This is a genomic window from Odoribacter sp. AF15-53 (assembly GCF_003479425.1).
Classification (GTDB): domain Bacteria; phylum Bacteroidota; class Bacteroidia; order Bacteroidales; family Marinifilaceae; genus Butyricimonas.
The window spans coordinates 18,379-37,812 of record NZ_QUHC01000013.1 but is presented as its reverse complement, the minus strand read 5'-3'; the positions used below and the strand labels follow the sequence as shown (position 1 = coordinate 37,812).

11 protein-coding genes, 3 tRNA genes and 1 other RNA gene are annotated in these 19,434 nt (G+C 43.9%); 2 read left to right on the top strand and 13 right to left on the bottom strand.

The features are described 5' to 3' along the window. Window positions 1-211: 211 nt before the first annotated feature. The 4 genes from DWW52_RS18315 to ffs form a co-directional block, all read right to left on the bottom strand. Window positions 212-1,438: a site-specific integrase gene (locus DWW52_RS18315; protein ID WP_118717094.1), complete on the bottom strand. Its 1,227-nt coding sequence runs from the start codon at window positions 1,436-1,438 to the stop codon at window positions 212-214. Window positions 1,439-1,682: 244 nt separating this feature from the next. Beyond that, a tRNA-Thr gene (locus tag DWW52_RS18310) sits at window positions 1,683-1,754 on the bottom strand. A gap of 42 nt (window positions 1,755-1,796) precedes the next feature. Then, a tRNA-Thr gene (locus DWW52_RS18305) sits at window positions 1,797-1,870 on the bottom strand. Window positions 1,871-1,877: 7 nt separating this feature from the next. Beyond that, window positions 1,878-1,976: signal recognition particle sRNA small type (gene ffs / locus DWW52_RS18300), an RNA gene on the bottom strand. A gap of 228 nt (window positions 1,977-2,204) precedes the next feature. Here ffs and DWW52_RS18295 point away from each other — a divergent pair. Both DWW52_RS18295 and DWW52_RS18290 read left to right on the top strand, forming a co-directional pair. Next, window positions 2,205-3,308, top strand: coding sequence for a GAF domain-containing protein (locus DWW52_RS18295; protein ID WP_118717092.1), 1,104 nt, complete (start codon window positions 2,205-2,207; stop codon window positions 3,306-3,308). Further along, window positions 3,292-4,407, top strand: a complete 1,116-nt coding sequence (locus DWW52_RS18290) for a hybrid sensor histidine kinase/response regulator (protein ID WP_158582662.1) — start codon at window positions 3,292-3,294, stop codon at window positions 4,405-4,407. Before DWW52_RS18295 ends, DWW52_RS18290 begins: the two co-directional genes overlap by 17 nt. 150 nt (window positions 4,408-4,557) lie before the next feature. Here DWW52_RS18290 and DWW52_RS18285 read toward each other — a convergent pair whose 3' ends face one another. From DWW52_RS18285 to DWW52_RS18245, 9 genes are all read right to left on the bottom strand, one after another. After that, the gene (locus DWW52_RS18285; RefSeq protein WP_118717088.1) at window positions 4,558-5,157 is read right to left on the bottom strand and encodes a 3'-5' exonuclease; all 600 of its coding nucleotides are present in this window, start codon (window positions 5,155-5,157) and stop codon (window positions 4,558-4,560) included. Window positions 5,158-5,169: 12 nt separating this feature from the next. After that, complete coding sequence (locus tag DWW52_RS18280) at window positions 5,170-5,706, bottom strand: DUF5063 domain-containing protein (protein WP_118717086.1); 537 nt, start codon at window positions 5,704-5,706, stop codon at window positions 5,170-5,172. Window positions 5,707-6,182: 476 nt separating this feature from the next. Further along, window positions 6,183-6,270 (bottom strand) — tRNA-Ser (locus DWW52_RS18275). 297 nt (window positions 6,271-6,567) lie between these two features. Next, entirely contained in the window at window positions 6,568-8,745 is a 2,178-nt protein-coding gene (locus DWW52_RS18270; protein WP_118717150.1) for a S46 family peptidase, read from the bottom strand. 4 nt (window positions 8,746-8,749) lie between these two features. Further along, entirely contained in the window at window positions 8,750-11,557 is a 2,808-nt protein-coding gene (locus DWW52_RS18265) for a pitrilysin family protein (protein WP_118717084.1), read from the bottom strand. Window positions 11,558-11,795: 238 nt separating this feature from the next. After that, entirely contained in the window at window positions 11,796-13,736 is a 1,941-nt protein-coding gene (locus DWW52_RS18260; RefSeq protein WP_118717082.1) for a 4Fe-4S binding protein, read from the bottom strand. A 30-nt stretch (window positions 13,737-13,766) separates the two neighbouring features. After that, the gene (locus tag DWW52_RS18255; protein ID WP_118717080.1) at window positions 13,767-15,353 is read right to left on the bottom strand and encodes a DUF6850 family outer membrane beta-barrel protein; all 1,587 of its coding nucleotides are present in this window, start codon (window positions 15,351-15,353) and stop codon (window positions 13,767-13,769) included. Between the two features lie 26 nt (window positions 15,354-15,379). After that, window positions 15,380-16,573, bottom strand: coding sequence for a DUF4876 domain-containing protein (locus tag DWW52_RS18250; protein ID WP_158582661.1), 1,194 nt, complete (start codon window positions 16,571-16,573; stop codon window positions 15,380-15,382). Window positions 16,574-16,593: 20 nt separating this feature from the next. Next, window positions 16,594-19,431 (bottom strand): TonB-dependent receptor, encoded by a 2,838-nt coding sequence (locus DWW52_RS18245; protein WP_118717076.1) that lies wholly within the window; start codon window positions 19,429-19,431, stop codon window positions 16,594-16,596. Between the last annotated feature and the right edge of the window lie 3 nt (window positions 19,432-19,434).

Below are 19,434 nucleotides of genomic sequence, written 5' to 3'. Positions count from 1 at the left end.
AAATATAAGCAATGGTTATTTTTTGATTCTAGTGATGTATTTAGCTTCATGATTATATTTTTGTAGTGATAGGATAAATATGGTATTTCTTATTTAGTGTCTAGATTAGAATTTATGAAATTAGTGATTATTTCTATTTTTTGGGGGGATTTACTGATTTTATTTTAGAGAGAAAAATAGCCTCAAATCCGAAGATGAGAGGCTATTTTGTTCATAATAAATTTTTCATGGCATCATCAATTTGAGAGTTCTCAAAGCTATCCAAATAGATTTGAGTTGTTTTTAATTCAGAGTGGCCTAATGATTCAGAAATTATACCAATATCCACTCCAGACCTTTTTAAAACAGTTGCAAATGTATGTCTAGCTACATATGTCGTTATTTTAATGTTGATTTTGAGTTCTTTCCCCATGATTTTTAGTGTTTTATTGATTTTACTTCTTACTTTTTGCAGTCTATTATATTGCTGCTGTCTTGTTATATGGATTTTTCTATCTAATATGGGAAAAATGTAATCTTCTCCCTCTGCATCCTGTTTCATATACTTTTTTAATATTGTTAGTGCATCAGGAAGAAGTTTTATTGCCAAGTTTTTTTGGGTTTTGTTTCTTGAATAATAAACATGTTCATTATCAATATCATTATACTTTAATGTGGCAATGTCTTTATAATTGATCCCTGCTGTGAAATAAGAAAATATGAATAAGTCTCTAGCAAGCTTATGATATGGACTTGGATATTTAAAAATGTTGGATATATCAAGTTCCTTCAGCATATAAATATCTTCTTTATGTATGGCTCTTTTTTGAGTTGTAGTCCATAACCTACCAACTTGATAGTTTATAAATGGAGATTTCTCACAAGTGAAAAGTCCTTTGTCTAAGGCTGAATTGAAGGCTGCTTTTAGGGTACTGAACTTGGTTGCAATACTATTGTCAGCAAGTCCTGCTTTTCTAAGGAACATTTCAAACTCAACCAAAAATTTATAGTTTATATCAGTGAAAGGGATATCCATAGAGCGATATTTGCACAAGGATGATAGGCAGTATTTGTATTTAGAAGCAGAACTTAATTTCCCTGAATCTTTTAGTGTGGTTACTTCTTTTTGGAAATAACTCTTGATTGTCTCAGATTTAAGTTTCTTTTCTGTGATCCCTAGCAAGTCATCAAGTGTAAATGGTTGATTTTGTATTTGATAGTTTAGAATTTTCTTGTTTATTTTTTGGATTTCCGTATCAATAAGAAGTTGGAGATATTCTCTATTGGGTGCGTTTCCTTTCACCTTATTGTATTCAAAATCCCAATCATTTGCATTAATTTTTATGCCAAGACTGATTCTTTTAGATTCGTTGTTATGACTGATTTTTGCACAGATAAAAGATTCATTGTGTTTGTTGATTTTTTCTTTTCTGAAATAGATAGAAATTGATGTGCTCATAGCTAAGATGTGTTTAGCTGAACATTGGCATCTGAAAAATGGGTGTCTAAATGGGTGTTTAAATGGGTGTTTAAACAGGGGTAAAATCCCTCTTTTTTTACTCAAAACCCCTTTTGTCACTTGAAAAATGAAAATATTGCATTGAAAGGGAAAGTTTGATAACTAAGAAATATTCTTGTTGTAACTGTTTAAATAATAGCTATATAAAACAAAAAAGCAGCCCTTTTACAGACTGCTTCTCCTGAGCTGTTAATGGGATTTGAACCCATGACCTCTTCCTTACCAAGGAAGTGCTCTACCCCTGAGCTACAACAGCAAACTTAAAGAACTCTTCCTCACTTTTCTTTCCATTCTTTCGAGCCTCTTGTCGGATTCGAACCAACGACCCCGAGATTACAAATCACGTGCTCTGGCCAGCTGAGCTAAAGAGGCGGTTTGAAAAGGGTAAGCTTACTATGTCGCACCGCTCAACCATCTACCCTTGCTGTCTTCCGACCCTGGGGGAGTTCGACAGGAACTGGTCGCATAGGACTTACCCGGGCACAAAAGTACAAAAATCTTCTCAGTTACCAAATGTTTTCGAGCTTTTTTGTGTACTAAAATAGGTATCAATATTTAATATGTTGGCTTATAGAAAGTTGTTTGTGGATATATTTTAATCTTGTTATATAAAAATGTGGATTAATGTAACCTAAAGTGTAAATTTCGTGTATAAATACTGTAAAAAAGAAGAGAATATTAAGGACTAAACGATCCAAACAAGCGTATGCAAACACAAAATAACACAACAGGGGCGGAGTTTCTATCCGATTTGAACGTTTTATTATCCACGAATTTGGGAGTGAACAGGAATGTGAAGTTGGCATTGAAGAAATTAGGAGAACACGAGAGAGCCGATCAAGTTTATATCGTGAGTATTAACCATGATATGACGTTTACTATATCGGAGGAGTGGAGCCGGAACGGGGAGTCTGTTTTCCCGGTAAACGACGAGAAACGGAGTTTTTATTATGACCGGAAACTGGAACAGGATTTAGAACGAGATAATTACATATATATACGGGATATTAATGACGTGACGAACGAGAGTCTGAAGAATGTCATGCAGGCCATGCAAGTGCATTGTGCGATATTTCTGCCCTTGTATATATCCAGTCATCTATTTTCTTTCCTATGCCTGAGTCGGTGTCATCAGGAAGAGGCGTGGACAGAGGATGAGATCGAGTTCCTGGTGCAGGTCGCATCCGTGTTGTCCGGGGCGCTTGAGAAAGAGGTGATTTTGAGAAAGCTGGTGAAACATCATGCTTTGTACCAGGATTTCATCGAAAACCGGGTGGATTACATTCTTCGGTTGAATCGGCATTTGCATATCAGTTTCTCGAATAAAACGTTTTATTCCTTGTTTGGGGAGTCTCGGGACGATATTGTCGGTTGCCGGATCGGGGATCTGATGACGGAAATGAGTATTTCGTCCAGTCAACTGGAAGGTGTCGTGAAACATCCGGAAACATTACTGGTATTTAACACGACGGTTACTTCCGGTGATAAAGTTTTGTTTATCGAGTGGAATGCTTACCCGGTGCGATTGGGGCGGGAGCATGTAGAAATTCACCTGATCGGGCACAACGTGACTTGCTTCAGGGAGATGGAGAACGAATTGACGTTGTTGAAAAACGAGTTGCAGACGTTCTCCGAAACGATGTTCCCGATGTGGAAGTCGATCAAGAATAATATCTTAGAGGGTGTCGAGGAGGGGAGTGATGGATCGCGATCGGAGATATATCAAAAGACGATCGCATTTAATAGGCTCTACGAGGAGTTTTTGTCAAAAATTGATTATAAATTTGCAGCGCATGCATATAGATCATAGCGAATATACGATACTTTTGGCTGATGATTCGGTTTCGAACCTGGAAAAGATGAAAAGCCTGCTGGCCGGAGAGAATTTTAAATTAATACCCACTCTGGAGGCGGATGAGGTATTTCTACTTGCTAAGTTAAGATTGCCGGATATGATAATTATTCGATTGGCATTGGAAGATGGGAAAGGGGTGACGGTCGTGCGCCAATTGAAAGAGAGTGCCTTGACCAAGTATATTCCGGTTCTTTACTTGACGATTCCTAACCGTTATGAGGATTTCAGACAAGTGGCCGATTACGAGGGAGTGGAGTTTATTTCTCGCCCGTTGAGTAAGAAAGAGTTGATACTGAGGATTAACAATCAATTGCTTTTGTTGGAATCACAGCGGATTATAGAACGGCAGAACGAGCGAATCCAAAGCGTAGCGTGTTCCAAGGATAAACTGTATTCCGTTATTGCTCATGACTTGCGGGCACCGATCGGGACGCTGAAGATGATTTTGGAGGCGATTGATCACCAGAAAGAGAAGATTCCGGATTCGAATATAAAACATCTTATCAAGATGTTGCACGAGACGACTGACGAGGCTTATTTACTATTGGAAAACCTGTTGTTGTGGAGTAATAGCCGGAACGGGTTGTTGCAGCCGTACATGCAAGTGTTTTCTTTCACGGAAGCGGCGAAAGAGGTGATAGCATTGCAGGAAAATATTGCCGAAGCGAAAGGTATCAAGATTTTTAACCGGATCAAAGATTCTTTCATGGTTTACGCGGACGTGAACATGATGAAGACCGTGTTGCGTAATTTGTTGTCGAACGCGATCAAGTTTAGTTACACGGGAGGGAAAATTGATGTCGATTGCGAGGAGAAGAACGGTTTCGTGATCGTGACGGTGCGGGATTACGGGCAAGGAATCAGTAAGGAACATCAACGGGGGTTACTGGACGAGGGCTTACACTTTATCTCTTATGGCACGCAGAAAGAAAAAGGAAGCGGGCTCGGTTTGCAACTTTGTAAAGATTTTGTGAAGATGAATCACGGGAAATTGTGGTTCGAGTCGGAAGAAGGGACAGGTACGACATTTTATTTTTCGATCCCGATGCAGTAAATTGGAAATGTTCGCTCATGGGAAGGGGAGCGGGTAGGAGTGGTTACATGCTTCCTTCGGTGTGAAATATGGATTTAGGTTATCTTTCACCTAACGTTAAAATGTATATGGAAAACAACTAGTAACCTGTAAATCGCCGGAGGCGATTTATCAAGATACTTGTTGGAGTTGGCTATTGCCTGATTTCAGGGCCTTGTACATTTTCAGGGCTCCCCACGCGTCTGTCGCTGCATAATGTACTTGTGCGGAGGTTAATTTGGGGGCTTCCCAGTTTGAGGTGCGTTGCCGTTTGGAAATTTTTACCTTGAAAATGATAGACATCAGTTTGGAGAATGACATTTCCTCGATCCCGAATGCTTTGGCGAATATCTGTAAATCCAAGAAACTGGCCGGGGTGAAGTTGGCTAACTTGCGCAGGCCGCGAATGTCGTCACGGATACCCACGCCGATTTTCATCACGTTTTCGTTTGCCAGGAGTGCTTGTAACGATTCGGATAACCCGCATTTGTTCAAACGGAATAGATATACCCGTTTGTCCGTGGCCAGTTGCAATAAACCTACCTGGTGTGTTACTCCTTTCTTGAATGCCGGTTTGGTTTCCGTGTCGAAGCCGATATACGAGTAGGAAGATAGATCGTTCACGGCTGCATCAATTTTGTTCTCGTGATCCACGACGACGATCTCCCCGTCAAACGTAAAAAGCGGTAATTCTTCTATTTCTTCTTCGCTGATTTTTGTCTTGTATTCCATGCTTGCGTCTCTCTACATGGAGTCGTCCGTGTCAGCTACTTTGTATATGGCCAAGTGGATGGCTCGTAGTACACTGGCACACGCTTTCCCCCAGTATAATTCAAAACTGTTATTTAATTGCCACAATGCTTCCTCGATCACGTCGATCATGCCGCTGCGATATGCCGAGATGAAGTTTTTCAGGTCTTGGTAGATATCGCACAATTTCTCGGAGATAGAATTCACGACCGGGGTTTCGCTGTATTGCATGTTGTCGTCGAATACTTCGAGGTATTCGTCATGCTCGCCCAGTATACGGTTTAACGTGGCGTGAAGGGCATTGTAATCCTCCTCGGTTACGACTTCTTCCATCATTCCGAGGTTTTCGCTTTCACATGAGGGGAGCAGGCTCCCTTTTAGATATATTAGCGGGATAAATTTCTGTAATTTCGACAATAACTCGCTGGATTCTTCTTCATGAGAGGCTTCTAAGTAGCCGCAAAACTCTTTCGCGACAGCAACGAATTCAATGACTTCCCTACTATATCCAATATGTTGTAAATCGTCCATAATCTTCTTATTTTTCACCACAAAATTACCAAATATCTTAGACTATCCGTAAGAAGCGGCCAAGTTTTTCATAATTGTCATGAAATATCATGTAAAAAAGTGCGGTTACGTTCATCACGAAGTAACCGCACCGAGACTAGCAACAATCTACATTCACTATGCCCCGGTTGCAATGCCGGGAATTCTCACTCTCTACTTATGCTAGCAATCTCTTTATCCCCTTCTGATTTTGTCATCTGTCTGGTGAAATTGTACTATTGATACGCCTTGCGGAAAATTTCGTTGTAGAAATCCCGTTAAAAATAGATAAGAATTCGGAGTGTTGGCTATCCGGTTGAGCCTGTTGATAATAGCGAGGTCGTTATTGGGGAAGTCGGAAGGCGTTCGGGGGATGCCTCTCTACTTCGTTTGAATCTCTCCAAAAAAGAAAAGAGTCAACATGAATATGCTAACTCTTTTATTATTGTTAATTCCAGCGGAAAGAGGGGGATTCGAACCCCCGAATCCCTTTAGAGGATTACACGCTTTCCAGGCGTGCCAGTTCAGCCACTCCTGCATCTTTCCAAATGCGGGACAAAGATAGAAATTATTTTTAATGAACACGTATATTCGAAGTGTTTTTTAACGGAAAATCGTTTTTAGGTAAAAATCAGGAGATTGCGGACATGAAAAAACAATTCTTTTTCGGGGAAAATGAAAAAGTGGTCCCGCTTGGAGACCGCTATGTCAAGGAATCAAACTAAGATCACTTTTTTGGTGCGTGCTTCAGTGACCGATTGATTAAAAACATTAAATAATCGTAGTGTGCTTTTCGTATCAAGATTACTCACTCCTTGACAAAACAAATATAGTAATTTTTTATTATTCAACAATGGTTATTTCGTTTAGTAAATTTGAAGCACCTGCATATTTGTCTATTATCCATAGTACAAAACGAATATCCACGCATACACATTTGTTATATTTAGGGTTGTAATAAAGGTCTCCGGCCATGGATTCCCAGTTCCCGTCATAGGCTAAACCGATTAATTCTCCTTTGGCATTAATTACCGGACTACCGGAATTTCCTCCCGTGATGTCGAGATCGGTGGCGAAACCGGTGTATAGTTTTCCATCTTTATCGGCGTAGCGACCCCAGTCTCCTTTTTGGATGGCAGCCCAACAATCGGGATTCAAGTCGAATTCCGGGTCGTTTTTCACGTATTTTTCTTTGTATCCGTCAATAGAGGAGCGGTAATCGTAGGTGACTCCGTCTTTCGGAGAATACCCGCCGACCGTTCCGTACGTGATGCGCATGGTCGAGTTGGCATCGGGTGCGAGAACTTTATTAGCGTTCATTTCCACGAGAGCTTCCATGTAAAGCGTTCTCAAGAGACCGATTTTCTGGTTATTATCCTTCAGGTAATCCCGCAGCGCGTAATTCTGAGTCTGTGCGGATTTCGTGATCAGGTAGGCCGGGTCTTTGTCAATGGTTTTCTTGTCAACCCCTTTATCCAACCAGGCGTATAGGCGTTCCTGATTTGCCAGTATAGAGTTTTTATACACGTAATCGGTCAGTTTTTGGTAGTCTCCCTTGAATTTTTTCACTAGTTGCGTGATCTCTTCCGGGAAGAATTTCGGGTCGATGTTGTTCACGTACAGTTCGATCATGGCGGCAAAAACCTTACGGTCTACTTGTTCGTCATAGTCTTTGAAGTACTGTTTACAGAAATTTCTTAGATTCTGACATTGTGAACAATCTTTGTGCATGAAACAGCTTCCCTCTTTCTCCATGGTGCTCTCGAAACCCTTGAAACGCATGGCCAGACGGGTCAGGTCGGCACCGTTGACAATGGCTTCCCGGTGATAGACTCCACTTGCTATGTAAGGGGCTGCATAAGCATAACATGCTCGTAAGTCCTCGATGAGGTTCCCGTATTTCGCTTTACGTGCGGGATCGGCGTTTATCCAGTCCGTTAATTTGGTTTCTTCGGCTGTTTTCAGACCTATGACGTCATATTTTTTCGTGTACTCGCATTCACCGATAGCGTATTTCCAATAGTTGCTGTTCATGAAATATTTGGACGCGTATTGAATGTTTATTTTTTCGTCCGCGTTCATGGCTTCCCGGAGAATGGCCAGTTTCGTGTCACGTACTTTAATCATGGCCGGGTTCGTGAGGTTGATTTTCTCGCTGACACCGAAAGACGGCGTGTAGCGAGCTGTCGATCCCGGATATCCCAGTACCATGGCATAATCGCCTTCTTTTATCCCGGCTGTAGAGACGGGTAACACGTATTTAGGGGTAATTGGCAGGTTGTCGGGAGAGTATTTTGCCGGATTCCCGTTTTTGTCCCCGTATACCCGGTAAATGGCGAAATCCCCTTTGTGCTGTGGCCATGACCAGTTGTCCGTGTCTTTCCCGAATGCCCCGAAACAGGTGGGAGGAGCTGCCACGAGTCGAACATCCTGGTATACTTTATAATAGAATAAGTAATACTTGTTTCCCCGTAACATGGCGGCACATGAGGCTTCATATCCTTTCTTGGCGTATTTTTTCTCGATCACCGAGTTGGCTCTTCTGGAGGTGTAGGGCATGGTTTCGTCCTCTTTCTCGAAGCTCTTCAGCACTTTCCTGTATTCGTCCGTGACGTCGATCACCCGATCCAGAAACATGACTGTTTTGCCCGGAATGCGGATTTCCTCGCTTTGATTTTTGGCCCAGAAACCGTTTTTCAGGTAATCGTGTTCCAAGCTACTTAATTTTTGAATATCATCGTAAGCGCAATGGTGATTCGTGATCATCAATCCGTTTTTAGAGATCATACTTCCCGTGCAACTCCCGAAATCGAGAGCCACGATTGCGTCTTTTAACGACGGTGTGGTTTCACTGTAAATTTCCTCGGCGGTGAGTTCCACGCCTCTGGCTTTCATCGCTTCGTAATTGGTTTGAGCCATAAGGTGGATTAACCACATTCCCTCGTCGGCTTTTGCCGCCAGCGTGCTACCCGCGATTAAAAGGGAGGCAATAATGCTTTTGATAAATGTTATTTTCTTCATCCCGTTATTTTTTTGGTAATAATACAAATTCCATTTTGTTTTTTTGTCCAAACACGGTTTTGGCAAATTTACGAATATCTGACGGTGTTAAGGCATTCATCATTTTTTCGTAGTTCGTGAAATTGTCAATCCCGTATTGATAATAGTCCGTGAGGGTTTCCGTCCAGTAAGAATTGGAGGAAATTCCTGTCTTGTATAGCTTGTTGAAATAGCGTTGTGCGTTTTCCAGTTCGAAGGGGGACGGGCCGTTTTTAGCAATGTCATCAACTTCTTTCTGGACGATTTCCAACATCTCGTCGGCCATGGTGGGAGCCGTGTCAAAATTGACTTCTATCGTTATCGTGTTGGTCGGTAATGCTTCCTCCGTGGCGTTGACACTGACGCTGTAAGCCCCGCCCTTTTCTTCCCGGATAGATTTCATGTATCTGTCTCGCAAGATATACCGGAAGGCTGCCGAAAGCACTTTGTTTTCGGCGGAATAGGGAAGTTTTGCCGTGTAAAGCACGCTGATAGAAGCTTTATCCGTGGTCAAGTCTTTCTCGATATGCTTTATGATTTTTCCTTTGGCATAACGTATTTGATTGTCCTTGTAATTTTGTTTTACCCCGGTTGTCGGTAGCGAGGCAAGGTAAGTTTCAACCAGCGGTTTGAAGTTCGCGAGGTCGATGTTGCCCGTGAAGATAAACGTGAAGTCCCCGGCATTGGCGAATCGTTCTTCGTAAATCTGTTTAGCTCCCTCGAACGTGATCGTGTTCGCTTTTTCAAGTGTCATGCTCGCTTTTCTCGGGTGGTTATTGTATTTGATCGCCCGAATTTCCCGGTCGTATTCGGTTTTCGGAAGTCCCTGGCGGTTGGTCAATGTGCTTTTTATCTTTTCCAATTGGCGGTTGAATTCCTGTTTGTCAAAGTTGGGGGCGGTGATGTAGAGATAGATCATCTGCATGAGTGTTTCCAAATCCCGACTGGCGGCGTAACCACTTAATGTTTCGTAGTATTCACCGATTTCGGGGCTGATGGATACGATTTTTCCCGCGTTGATTTGTTTCAAGTCACTCCGGGAGAAATCTTTTACCCCCATGAGGCGACAAAAGTTGTTGGCCATGGCCCCGTTTGCCAGCTCGTTATCCGGTAGAATGGAGGTGCCTCCTTTGCTGTAAGCTTTGATGTCGATGATATCTTTCTTACTCGGGTAGGATTTGACAATGACTTTAGCCCCGTTTGAAAGCGTCCATTCAACTGTTCCCACGATGTCATTTTTCTTCTCTTCCCGGATGGTTCCCGCTTGTGGCTTTTGAGTCATTAATCGGGTGGCTTTCAGTACCCGGTGGACGTACGGCGTGATTTCCAGCTTTCCTGCATTTTGAACCGTGGCGATCAATTCCTCGTCTTGCGGGTAGACAATGTTGTCTTTGCGGGGACCGAGGATCGTGATCAGGATATTTTCATCGGAAAATATATCGAGGGCCGTGCGGTTGAGTTCGTCTACCGTCAGGTTTTGTAGCGTGGAGATCGCCATTTGTTCGTAGAAATCATTCGGTGCGATCGGGGTTCCCGTGGTGAAATGATCCAGACAGGATTTTACGATGTCGGTACTCTTCTGGTTTTTCGCTTGTATGATTTGAAGTTTTACCGATTTGAGCATGTTCGACCGGATTTCATCGAATTCTTCTGGCGTGAAACCGTATTTTTTTATTCTTTCCACCTCTATGGCCAGTTCGTTCAGCGCTTCATTGACCTTGTTGTTTTTCACGGCACCCATCATGAATAACATTTTCTTGTTGGGCGTGATATCCGAATAGTTGGCGGCTCCTTGTCGGATGTACGGGTTTCCTTGCGTGGCTTTTTCCATCAACCTTTTTTTCAACAATTCGGAAATGATGTTTCTTTCCAAGTTGATTTTATAAGCGCTCACCTTTTGTTTTTCCGCCCGATCGGGAACATTCAGTTTGTACATCAGTCTGACGACCATGGCTCCCGCATCCGGGTCGGTAGAAATTCCCACGAGGGGTTTCTGGTTGTCGGGAACCGTGTATTCTTCTTTTTGTACCGGGTTTTGGGCTTTCGGTAGGGATGACATAGTTTGTTTGATCTTGTTTTCCATCTGGTCCACGTCAAAATCCCCGACCACGATGACTGCTTGCAGATCGGGCCTGTACCATTTGTGATAGAAATCCAGCAAAGTCTGGCGTTTGAAGTTCATGATGATGTTGATATCCCCGATCACGTTTCTCTCGGCGTATTTCGAGTGGTTGTACATCACGGGATATAGTTGTTCCGACAGGCGCATGCGAGGGATATCCCGGGTTCTCCATTCTTCCCGGATGACGCCTCTTTCCGCTTCGATTTCGGCCGAATCGCAGGTGATGTAACTTGACCAGTCGTGAAGCATCAACAATACCGTGTCGATGATACTTTCCCGTGCGAGAGGGACCTCCGAGATGTTGTAGGCGGTCACGTTTCTGGAAGTGAATGCGTTCACGTTTGTCCCGAAGCGAACCCCGATACTGGCGAGGTATTCCAACATGCTTTTCTTGGGGAAGTGTTTCGTCCCGTTGAAGGCCATGTGTTCCAGAAAGTGCGCCAACCCGTTCTGATCATCTTCTTCCTGCATCGCCCCCACGTTGTGGACGATGTAGAATTCGCCCCTGTTTTTCGGGTTCTCGGAATGACAGATATAGTAGGTCAGGCCGTTATCCAATTTCCCGATCCGGATGTTCGGATCCATCGGAATGGTTTGATCCGTACCTGCATTCTGTGCCGATAAAGAACAGGTAATCAGAATGAATAGTATGGTGTAGATAATGTTCTTCATAGTAGTGATTTACGATTTGTATAGACATAAGCTATACAGAGTAACTTGTTTTAAATTACTTTGTCAACATATGAAATAAGATAATAAGAAAAGGAGAGGGGCAAAAGTCCTTTACTACCCCCTCCGACTCCCCCTGTGTAAGGGGGAGGGTTGGTTACTACTTCCCCTCCTGTGTAGGAGGGGATAGGGGTGGTAGTTGTTCGACAAGTGGACTTTTGCCCACTCTCGGGGAGGATACTTACTCGACGGTTTTACCCGGCGTTTTAAAGGTTAAGGTTGCATCGATTTCTTTGGTCGTCCCGTTTGTATAATGGATTGTCCATTTCGGGGTTTGCAGTATCTCCCAGATCTTATCATCATCCAGTACATCTTTTACATACGTGATGCGGATTACCGGCATATCGCCGTTCAGTGCGGTAGCGAATTCCATAACACCGTCTTGTGTGGAAAGGAAACTTCCCAGATAAGGCACTTGACGTTGTACTAACGGTTTGTCCAGTCCTGGGTAAGGCATTTCGTACACGGCTGTTGCTGCATCTTCTCCATATTTCTTGAGAGCGATCTGGAAACGAGATTTCGTTTTCGGGAACATCATTTCCAAGAATTCCTGGCGTCCGATCGTGTCTACTTCTTCTGATATGTTTACCAGTTCGTAGTCACATTCGATTTTCTTGACCCCACCACCGTGTACCGGCATTTCGAATTCACGCGTTTCGATGATACTTCTCAATTCTTTTTTATCTATCGGTTTGTTGATGTCCATGAATAGTTTCACTTTCACGGGACAGTCATACTCGGTTTGAATTCCGTAGAATCCTTCTTTTTCACGGATGATATTTCCTAGGAAGGTCACGTCCATCTGGTCGAATAATTTTTCTACACCCAGGGTTATCACTTTCAATTGTTCCATGCCGGCAGGCGGTGTGTTCAATTTCCGTTTTACCGGGGTAAACATGGCGTTTTCTACCTTTTCTTTGCTTGTTTCCGACGGGTCGTAATACACGACAACAGCAAAACGGTTCACGTAAGTCGTTACTCCGTACACGCCGGGAACGTTCTTCATTCTGGCAGCAAATGCTTTGGAGCTACCGAAACATTTCACGGTTCTCATACCGTCTCGTTCGAAGGATTCCAAGTTTTCCAGTTTAGCCGGATCACCCCAACGCTCGTCAATCGTGGGAAGTTCCCAGTGCGTACCCATCCATATCCCGACGAAGAAAAGAACCACGACCAGAATGGCTGGTAACCAACGGAAGGCCGGTTTGCGGTTTATTTGCAGTGCGTTCTTGTTACATGCACCCATACATTCGCCGCACAAGGTACAGTCGATGTCTTTCACAACTTTCATGTTAGCCACGTCAATCTGTTGCGGGCATTTCTTGCTACACAAACCGCAATGATTACATTTTTCGTCATCCCGGGTGATGCGCAACAATGGGAATACTTTGCTTTCGTGGTAAACGATTTCGAAGATGTACCCGATCACGCAGCTTGCCCCCAGTAGCCAGTACCATTGCATCGGTAGGCCAAAGTATCCGAGGATCAGCGAAAGAATCAATAATCCCAGAAAGGTAAGGGTAAATTTGAACACGTTGCTCAAGGCTCCCAGCGGGCAGATGTATTTACACCAGAACATGTTGATAAACAAGTTACCCAAGAAGAGGCAGGCGATTGAAATCACGGCCATCCACGCGGTAAGTTCACCTTTGAATCCGGTGGCGATTGCGTAATACGGGTCAAAATTCTTGCAGAACAGTTCGCTGCTTGAGATCGTCATGTAGAATATCCAGAACAGGAGGATATATTTAACGGCTCTCAGGATCTTGTCGGCAATTGATCCCGTGGTGATGTTGATGTTAATTTTCATCTTTTTGCGCAACACGGCCATCCATTCGGTGACTGTTCCCAGTGGACACAGGTAGCCGCAGAATAGCTTGCTGAACAGGATAACCCCGATTGCCAGCGTGACTCCCATCATGATCTGCACGATCGACATGCTACATGCCAGCGTGTTTGAATTCAGGTAAGTCACGAGAGATTGCAATCCCCCGAACGGGCAGTAGGCTTCCACGTCGGCAGGGGCTCCCCCGAAAAATACTTTTAAGATGAAACCGGCAATCACTACAATCACACCCAGTTGTAGCACGTGCCTCCATAAATTTTTCTTAATCTTGCTCATTTCTTTTTTTATATTTGTTGTTTTTGATCCCTAGAATGACAGTCCGATAGTGGCTTGCAGCGTGGTCCAGTCTTTGCCGTCATACAAGCCGCTGGTTGACTTTTTATAATTTACGTTGCCAATAGCGAATAAATTCATTCCTTTTGCTTTATCAAGGAAATAGGTATAGCGAACGTTGATTCCCCCGGCAATTTTGTCGGATGTGATGTACTCGAATTCCTGTTCCAGTAAATCTTTCCGTTGCGAGTAAGCATCCAGATTCGGCAGACCTGTTTCCGCTTCCAGTTTCATTTTGAGCATGGTGCCTCCCCCGATGGTGTAAGCCCCGTTCAGTCCGCAATCCAGCATCCCTTTTTTGAACAGGAAGTTTTTAGTGAATGCAAGGTAACCTTCCACGTTTTTCAATGTCTGTTGGTACTTGGCAGGATAAAGTCTGTAAGTCCTTTCCACGTAGAAACCTTTGGCCCCGATCTGGGCGTTCCAACTGCTGTTATAGGCCGTACGGTTACGGAATAGGTTGTAGTTCACGTCGGCAGTCGTGGCTTCGATCAAGGATTTGTTCTTTTTCCCGTATTGTGTCCACGTGCTGTTCTGGTTGATAATCTCTTTTTGCTGGATATTTTCATATCCCAGCATGCTTGAGAAATCGGCTTTCAGGTTTATGTAGTGACAGAACTTCTCGCCACTGATATTTAAGGCCCCGGTGTAGTCATACACCCGTTGCTTCATTTCACCTCCGCGTTCTTTATTATAATTAGCCTTGAAGATTTCCTGTTTCTTTTCCAGTATCGAGAATTGGTTGAAGAAACGGATACGATCCGAGAAGAATTCAATCTGGGCGGCTCCTCCAAGTGCTTCATCCCGTATGTCACGCGTGATACTCGTGGTTTCGCTTACTTGCTCCGAGGTGTAAAACCACAGGCCTTCAACGGTAAGAAGTTCGGGAGTTCTCCCGGTTCCGATCGTTCTGATGTCGATATTTTCGGTTTCTTTCTCGTAAATGAAATTTACCCCGGCATTCAGAAACTTGGAACGATAAATCACTCCGGGGTATAATTTCAAATTCATATACGTGTTTTTGTTTCTGGCGTCTTTCTTCTTGGCATTGCTGGCGTTGACGTAGTCAATTTTGGCACCGATGGCCCAACGGCTTCCCAGCATGTAGCCGATACCACCTTCCAAGTGATAGGTTTCCTTGGTTTGACGTCCCGGCATACTGTCCGCGAAGAAGATCGGAGAACGGTATGGGTCGATCACGTTACACCAGCCCATTTTCAGACGATTCGTGTAATCGAAACTGAATTTACCATAGAAAAATACCCTGTTCAGTCTCCGGAAGGATTCGGTTTGAGCGTTGATCTTGTTGAACGCGGTAGGGGCATTCACGTTTCTGAAATTCCCTTTCCCGTATTGAAAATCAAGTTCGACGATGGAGAAATCCTGATTTTCATTGAAAATTAATCCGGCACTGTTTAAAGATTTTGTCCAGGGATTATTCGCCTTGATGCGATCCATCCGGTAAAAAATCTTTTCGTTATCCTGGGTTTGAGCATTTACTGCCGACATCCCGGCGATGAGTAGGCCCAGACCAAGTGTATATATTTTGTTGAATCTCATAATCTTCGTTTTTGGATACAGTTAGTCTATCTGTTTTTAAATGTATTCGGAACAACCTCGAAATCCTCACTGGAATTGTTCGAATCCGTGTATACGGTTCTGCCGTCAACGACCTCTTCCACCTTGCGGCAAATGGAATTACCCAAGTTGTTTGTCGGTAGATAAATGAATCCGGCGTCGACACTATTGGGAATCCGTTTGTTGGCCTTGCTGGCACTCATAACTGCTTCAACTCCGTCAACAACCCAGTCTTTGTGGATCATCAAGTATTTCATCGTGGCCGAAGGTTTTACCGGATCTTGTTCGATGTTGTTCGGGTTCTGGGCATAAGCCTGAGCACTGATAGCCTCGGATGTCGGGATTTTGAAAATTAACATAGCAGGTCCCGTCGTGTTAATTGTATATGCGGTTCCGTTATTTCGCCAGAACATATTTAGCGGTAGAACTCCCGGAGCTGGTACGGATGCAGACGTTAATATCGGATCCCAGAATGCGAAATCTGCCTTTGAAAGATCCACGGACAAGGAGGATATTTCCAAATGGTTGATAGCATTGAGGGCTATAATCACTTCTTTGCCCGGTTGTAGCGGGTAATCCTGACCGTTTCCGGGGAATTGCCATGCCATCATGAATATCGGAATCCGATCCCATAAACTTCCGTCCGGGTTGGTGAAATTACTGGGGGTACCGCTTGTTACCGGATTTGCGCAACCGACACAAAGACTGTCCAGGTAAGCCACCTCATCGGAATTGTTATAGATTGATATGTAACTGTCTTTTCCGGCGGCATAGTTTGTCCCGTCGTCTTTCTTGCACGAACCGTAATAGATTTCCTTGATGATTAACTGTTGTAACTTCGCGTGAGTCAGGTCGATCGTGTACGTTTCCTGATCTTTTGAGTTCTCGGTCAAGGCGATACGTTCCATTCTCCCGTTAAAGATGTCGATCGTGTTGTCACCTTTTTCCCGGTGTTGGGCAACGGCTTCATAGAATCCGTATTCGACGTTAAAAGAAGCGATTCCGGATGCGTCGCATTTACTGGAGTAGGTCAGGCCGGAAGTCGTGCTATATAACTTCACGTCGATACCTTCCGGGCTAGTGCTTTCAAAACCTTCCGGCATGTTCACCTTGATGCGGGCGCCGATGCTCATTTTTTCTTCTTTCAGACATCCCGTGAAAAGGAAGATGGTCAGAAGGGTAAATATATGATACGTTTTCATCTTCATTTCTTTTTAATCCGTTAAAATTTCAGGCTGATCTCGGCACCAAAGCTGATGTCACTGTTTACTCTGAAGTCAGAACCGCTGGATTTATAATATCTCCAAGGTTTGGCATTCGTGAAATTGTTCGCGTAGAAAGAAAGAGAGGCGTATTTCCCGATTTCTTTCGTCATGCGTAGATTGAGCATAAAATACGGGTCTAGAGAGTCTTCCACGAAATAAGTGGCTTTACCGCTTTTTATCATGTGTTGGAAAACCGGATCTTTCGCTTCCGTCTCCGTGAACGGGTGGATTGCTCCCTCCCGGTCCATGTAGGCTACCGGATTAACGTATTTATTATAGGTTTTGTCTTTTTCGATATCGCCTTCGACAATATTCCCGTCCTCGTCTTTCATGTAAGCCAGGCATTGTCCTTTATATTTGGAGAGAGCTTTCTGTTTGTCCATCCATACGCATTGTGCTCCCAGCGTGAAGATCAGGCGTAATTGGGGGATATGGGTTACCAGACGCAAGTTCGTGTTCAAACGTTGGTAAAGATTCCCGTTACCCACGGCATTTCCTCCTGCAAATAAGCCCACGTAAGGATAAGGCTCGTTGTCGATGTATCTGCTCTCGTGGAACATTTTGAGACTATTGTCGAACGTTTTCGTGTGGAAATAGGCCCCGTCCAGAAGAATGGAGGTTTTAATCACATCGATTTTTCCAAAATCAAACGAGTATTCAATACCCCATTTGTCGGTGGTGATCCCGTTATCCGGACGTTGGAAAACGCCGAATGTTTTTAAGGTGCGATAGCCTACCGGGTTTCCGTTTTCTACGACTTCCCCGTTCACGTATTCAGGATGAGTCAATCCGGCATTATAGTTGTATTCCCTGTATTCATACGGAATGGCGTATCCGGCTTGGTTATACCCGTTTGTCAGTTTTTCCTTGAAATAGGCCAAGCTGGCATTTATATTAAGTACCTTGAAGTCAACCCCGACTTCGAAATTATTACTTTTCGGGATTTTCAGTGCGTCGTTGTCCGTCTCGAAAACATTCGTGGTGATCATGGATAGCCTGTAATCGTTAGCATCATCTTTGAACGTGAAACTTGCCTTGTCAATATAAGCGGGGTCCGGGTACAGGTAAGCCAGAGTCGGCATTTTGTGTTGAATACCCCAACCGACACGGATGCTTAGGTTTTCCCAACCTTTTTTATTCCAACGGTTTTCGATCAGCGTGAAACGAGCGTTGAAACGCGGGTCCACGATCACGTCAAAATCGGCTCCTTTGGTGTCAATCTTGGTAAATCGGCTTCCCGCGGAGAGTTCCAACGATCTTTTGCCGATTTCGATTTTTACCTTGTCTTCAATGAATCCGCTGTATTCATTAATATAAGGAATATCCTTGAACGAGCGGGGGCGTACGTTTTGTGTCGGGGGATAATCCAAGGCGAAACTCTTTCCTTTTCCCTCGTTTCCTTTCGTGCTCCATTCACCTCCTAGCATGAAGTTATTGTAGAAAATACCGTATTTCCCGGATATGTTAGCCGTTAATTTGGCTTGTAAATAAACGGGTTTCCCCTCGATCTTCAAGTCACTATAATACTCGTAGGGGAGGAAGCCCGCCACGTGTTCCCCGGATTCCATGGCGGTGGTATTTGCCGCACCCACGGTGGTGTGTAAATCGTGATCCCAGTTGTACTGTTTGCCTATTGACCCGGCCACGGTGTATCTTAAACTGGTCAACCAAGCCTTGTTCACCATCCAGTTCCCGTAGATATTCAAGTTGATTTCTTGTTCCTCGGCCTTTGTTTTTTCTTCGGATTGTTTGTCCGGATCACTTTTTTGTTTGTCGAGCGTCATCAATCCTTTTAATTTGGCGTTGAAACTGAATGCTCTTCCCTGTGGATTAAAGACGTTAGAATATCCTAATTGTGCTGTCAACCGGTTGTAGGATTTTGCCGGGGTACGGATATCATTTTGTGATTGTACGTAATCGGCATCGATGTTCAGGAATCCCTTGTTTTCACCTAGGGCAAATCCTTTACCCGCGTAAACTTGTTTGATTTTCGGGTCTGTTTTGAAGCGGACTTCCAGCGGGGACCTTCCTGCTTTCGTCTTCACGATTACGGCCCCGGAGTTTAAATCTCCGTATTCTGCCGAGGCGATACCCCGGATTACCTCGATCGACTCGATGTTATCCACGGCGATCTGGCGAGCGTCGATACCTGTTCCGGCCGACGAGCTTATTCCCTGTGAGGATAAAGCCGTGGAAGCCATTTGCATGTTGGCATCGTTTGACATTCGAGCCCCGTCCACGATAACGGCCGTACCGAAAGAGTTGGTCGCATCTTTTCCCGTAACGTCGCGGATTGTCAATTTCGTGATGTCATTGAGGTTCGGGTTGATGGTTAATGATCCCGGTAACAATTGCATCACATCCACGATGCTGGAGGCCTGCACGTGTTCCAGCGCCGCTTTTTTAATAGAGGAAGAACTATTCAGTTTATTGCCGGCGGTAGCCGTCACCGTTACTTCTTTTAAAGCCAAAGTTTGTTCTTCCAGTTTTAGCACGTATTTTTCAATATTTTTATTCAAATTAATCTTCATTTCGTAATCCTTGTAACCAAGGCAGGAGGCTGTCAACGTGTATTCGCCTTTTTTTACGTCTTTAAATGAGAATTTTCCGTTAATGTCTGAAGTGGTCCATTGGTTTAATTCCTTGATATTGACCACTACGAATGGTAATGTTTCCCCGGACTTAGCATCTTGTATCGTTCCGGATAGGCTGACCTTTTCAGATTGGGCAAAGAGGTTCATGTGCCCGATCAAAAAGATGACCGTGCTTAAAAAAAACAATTTTTTCAAACTCATAGT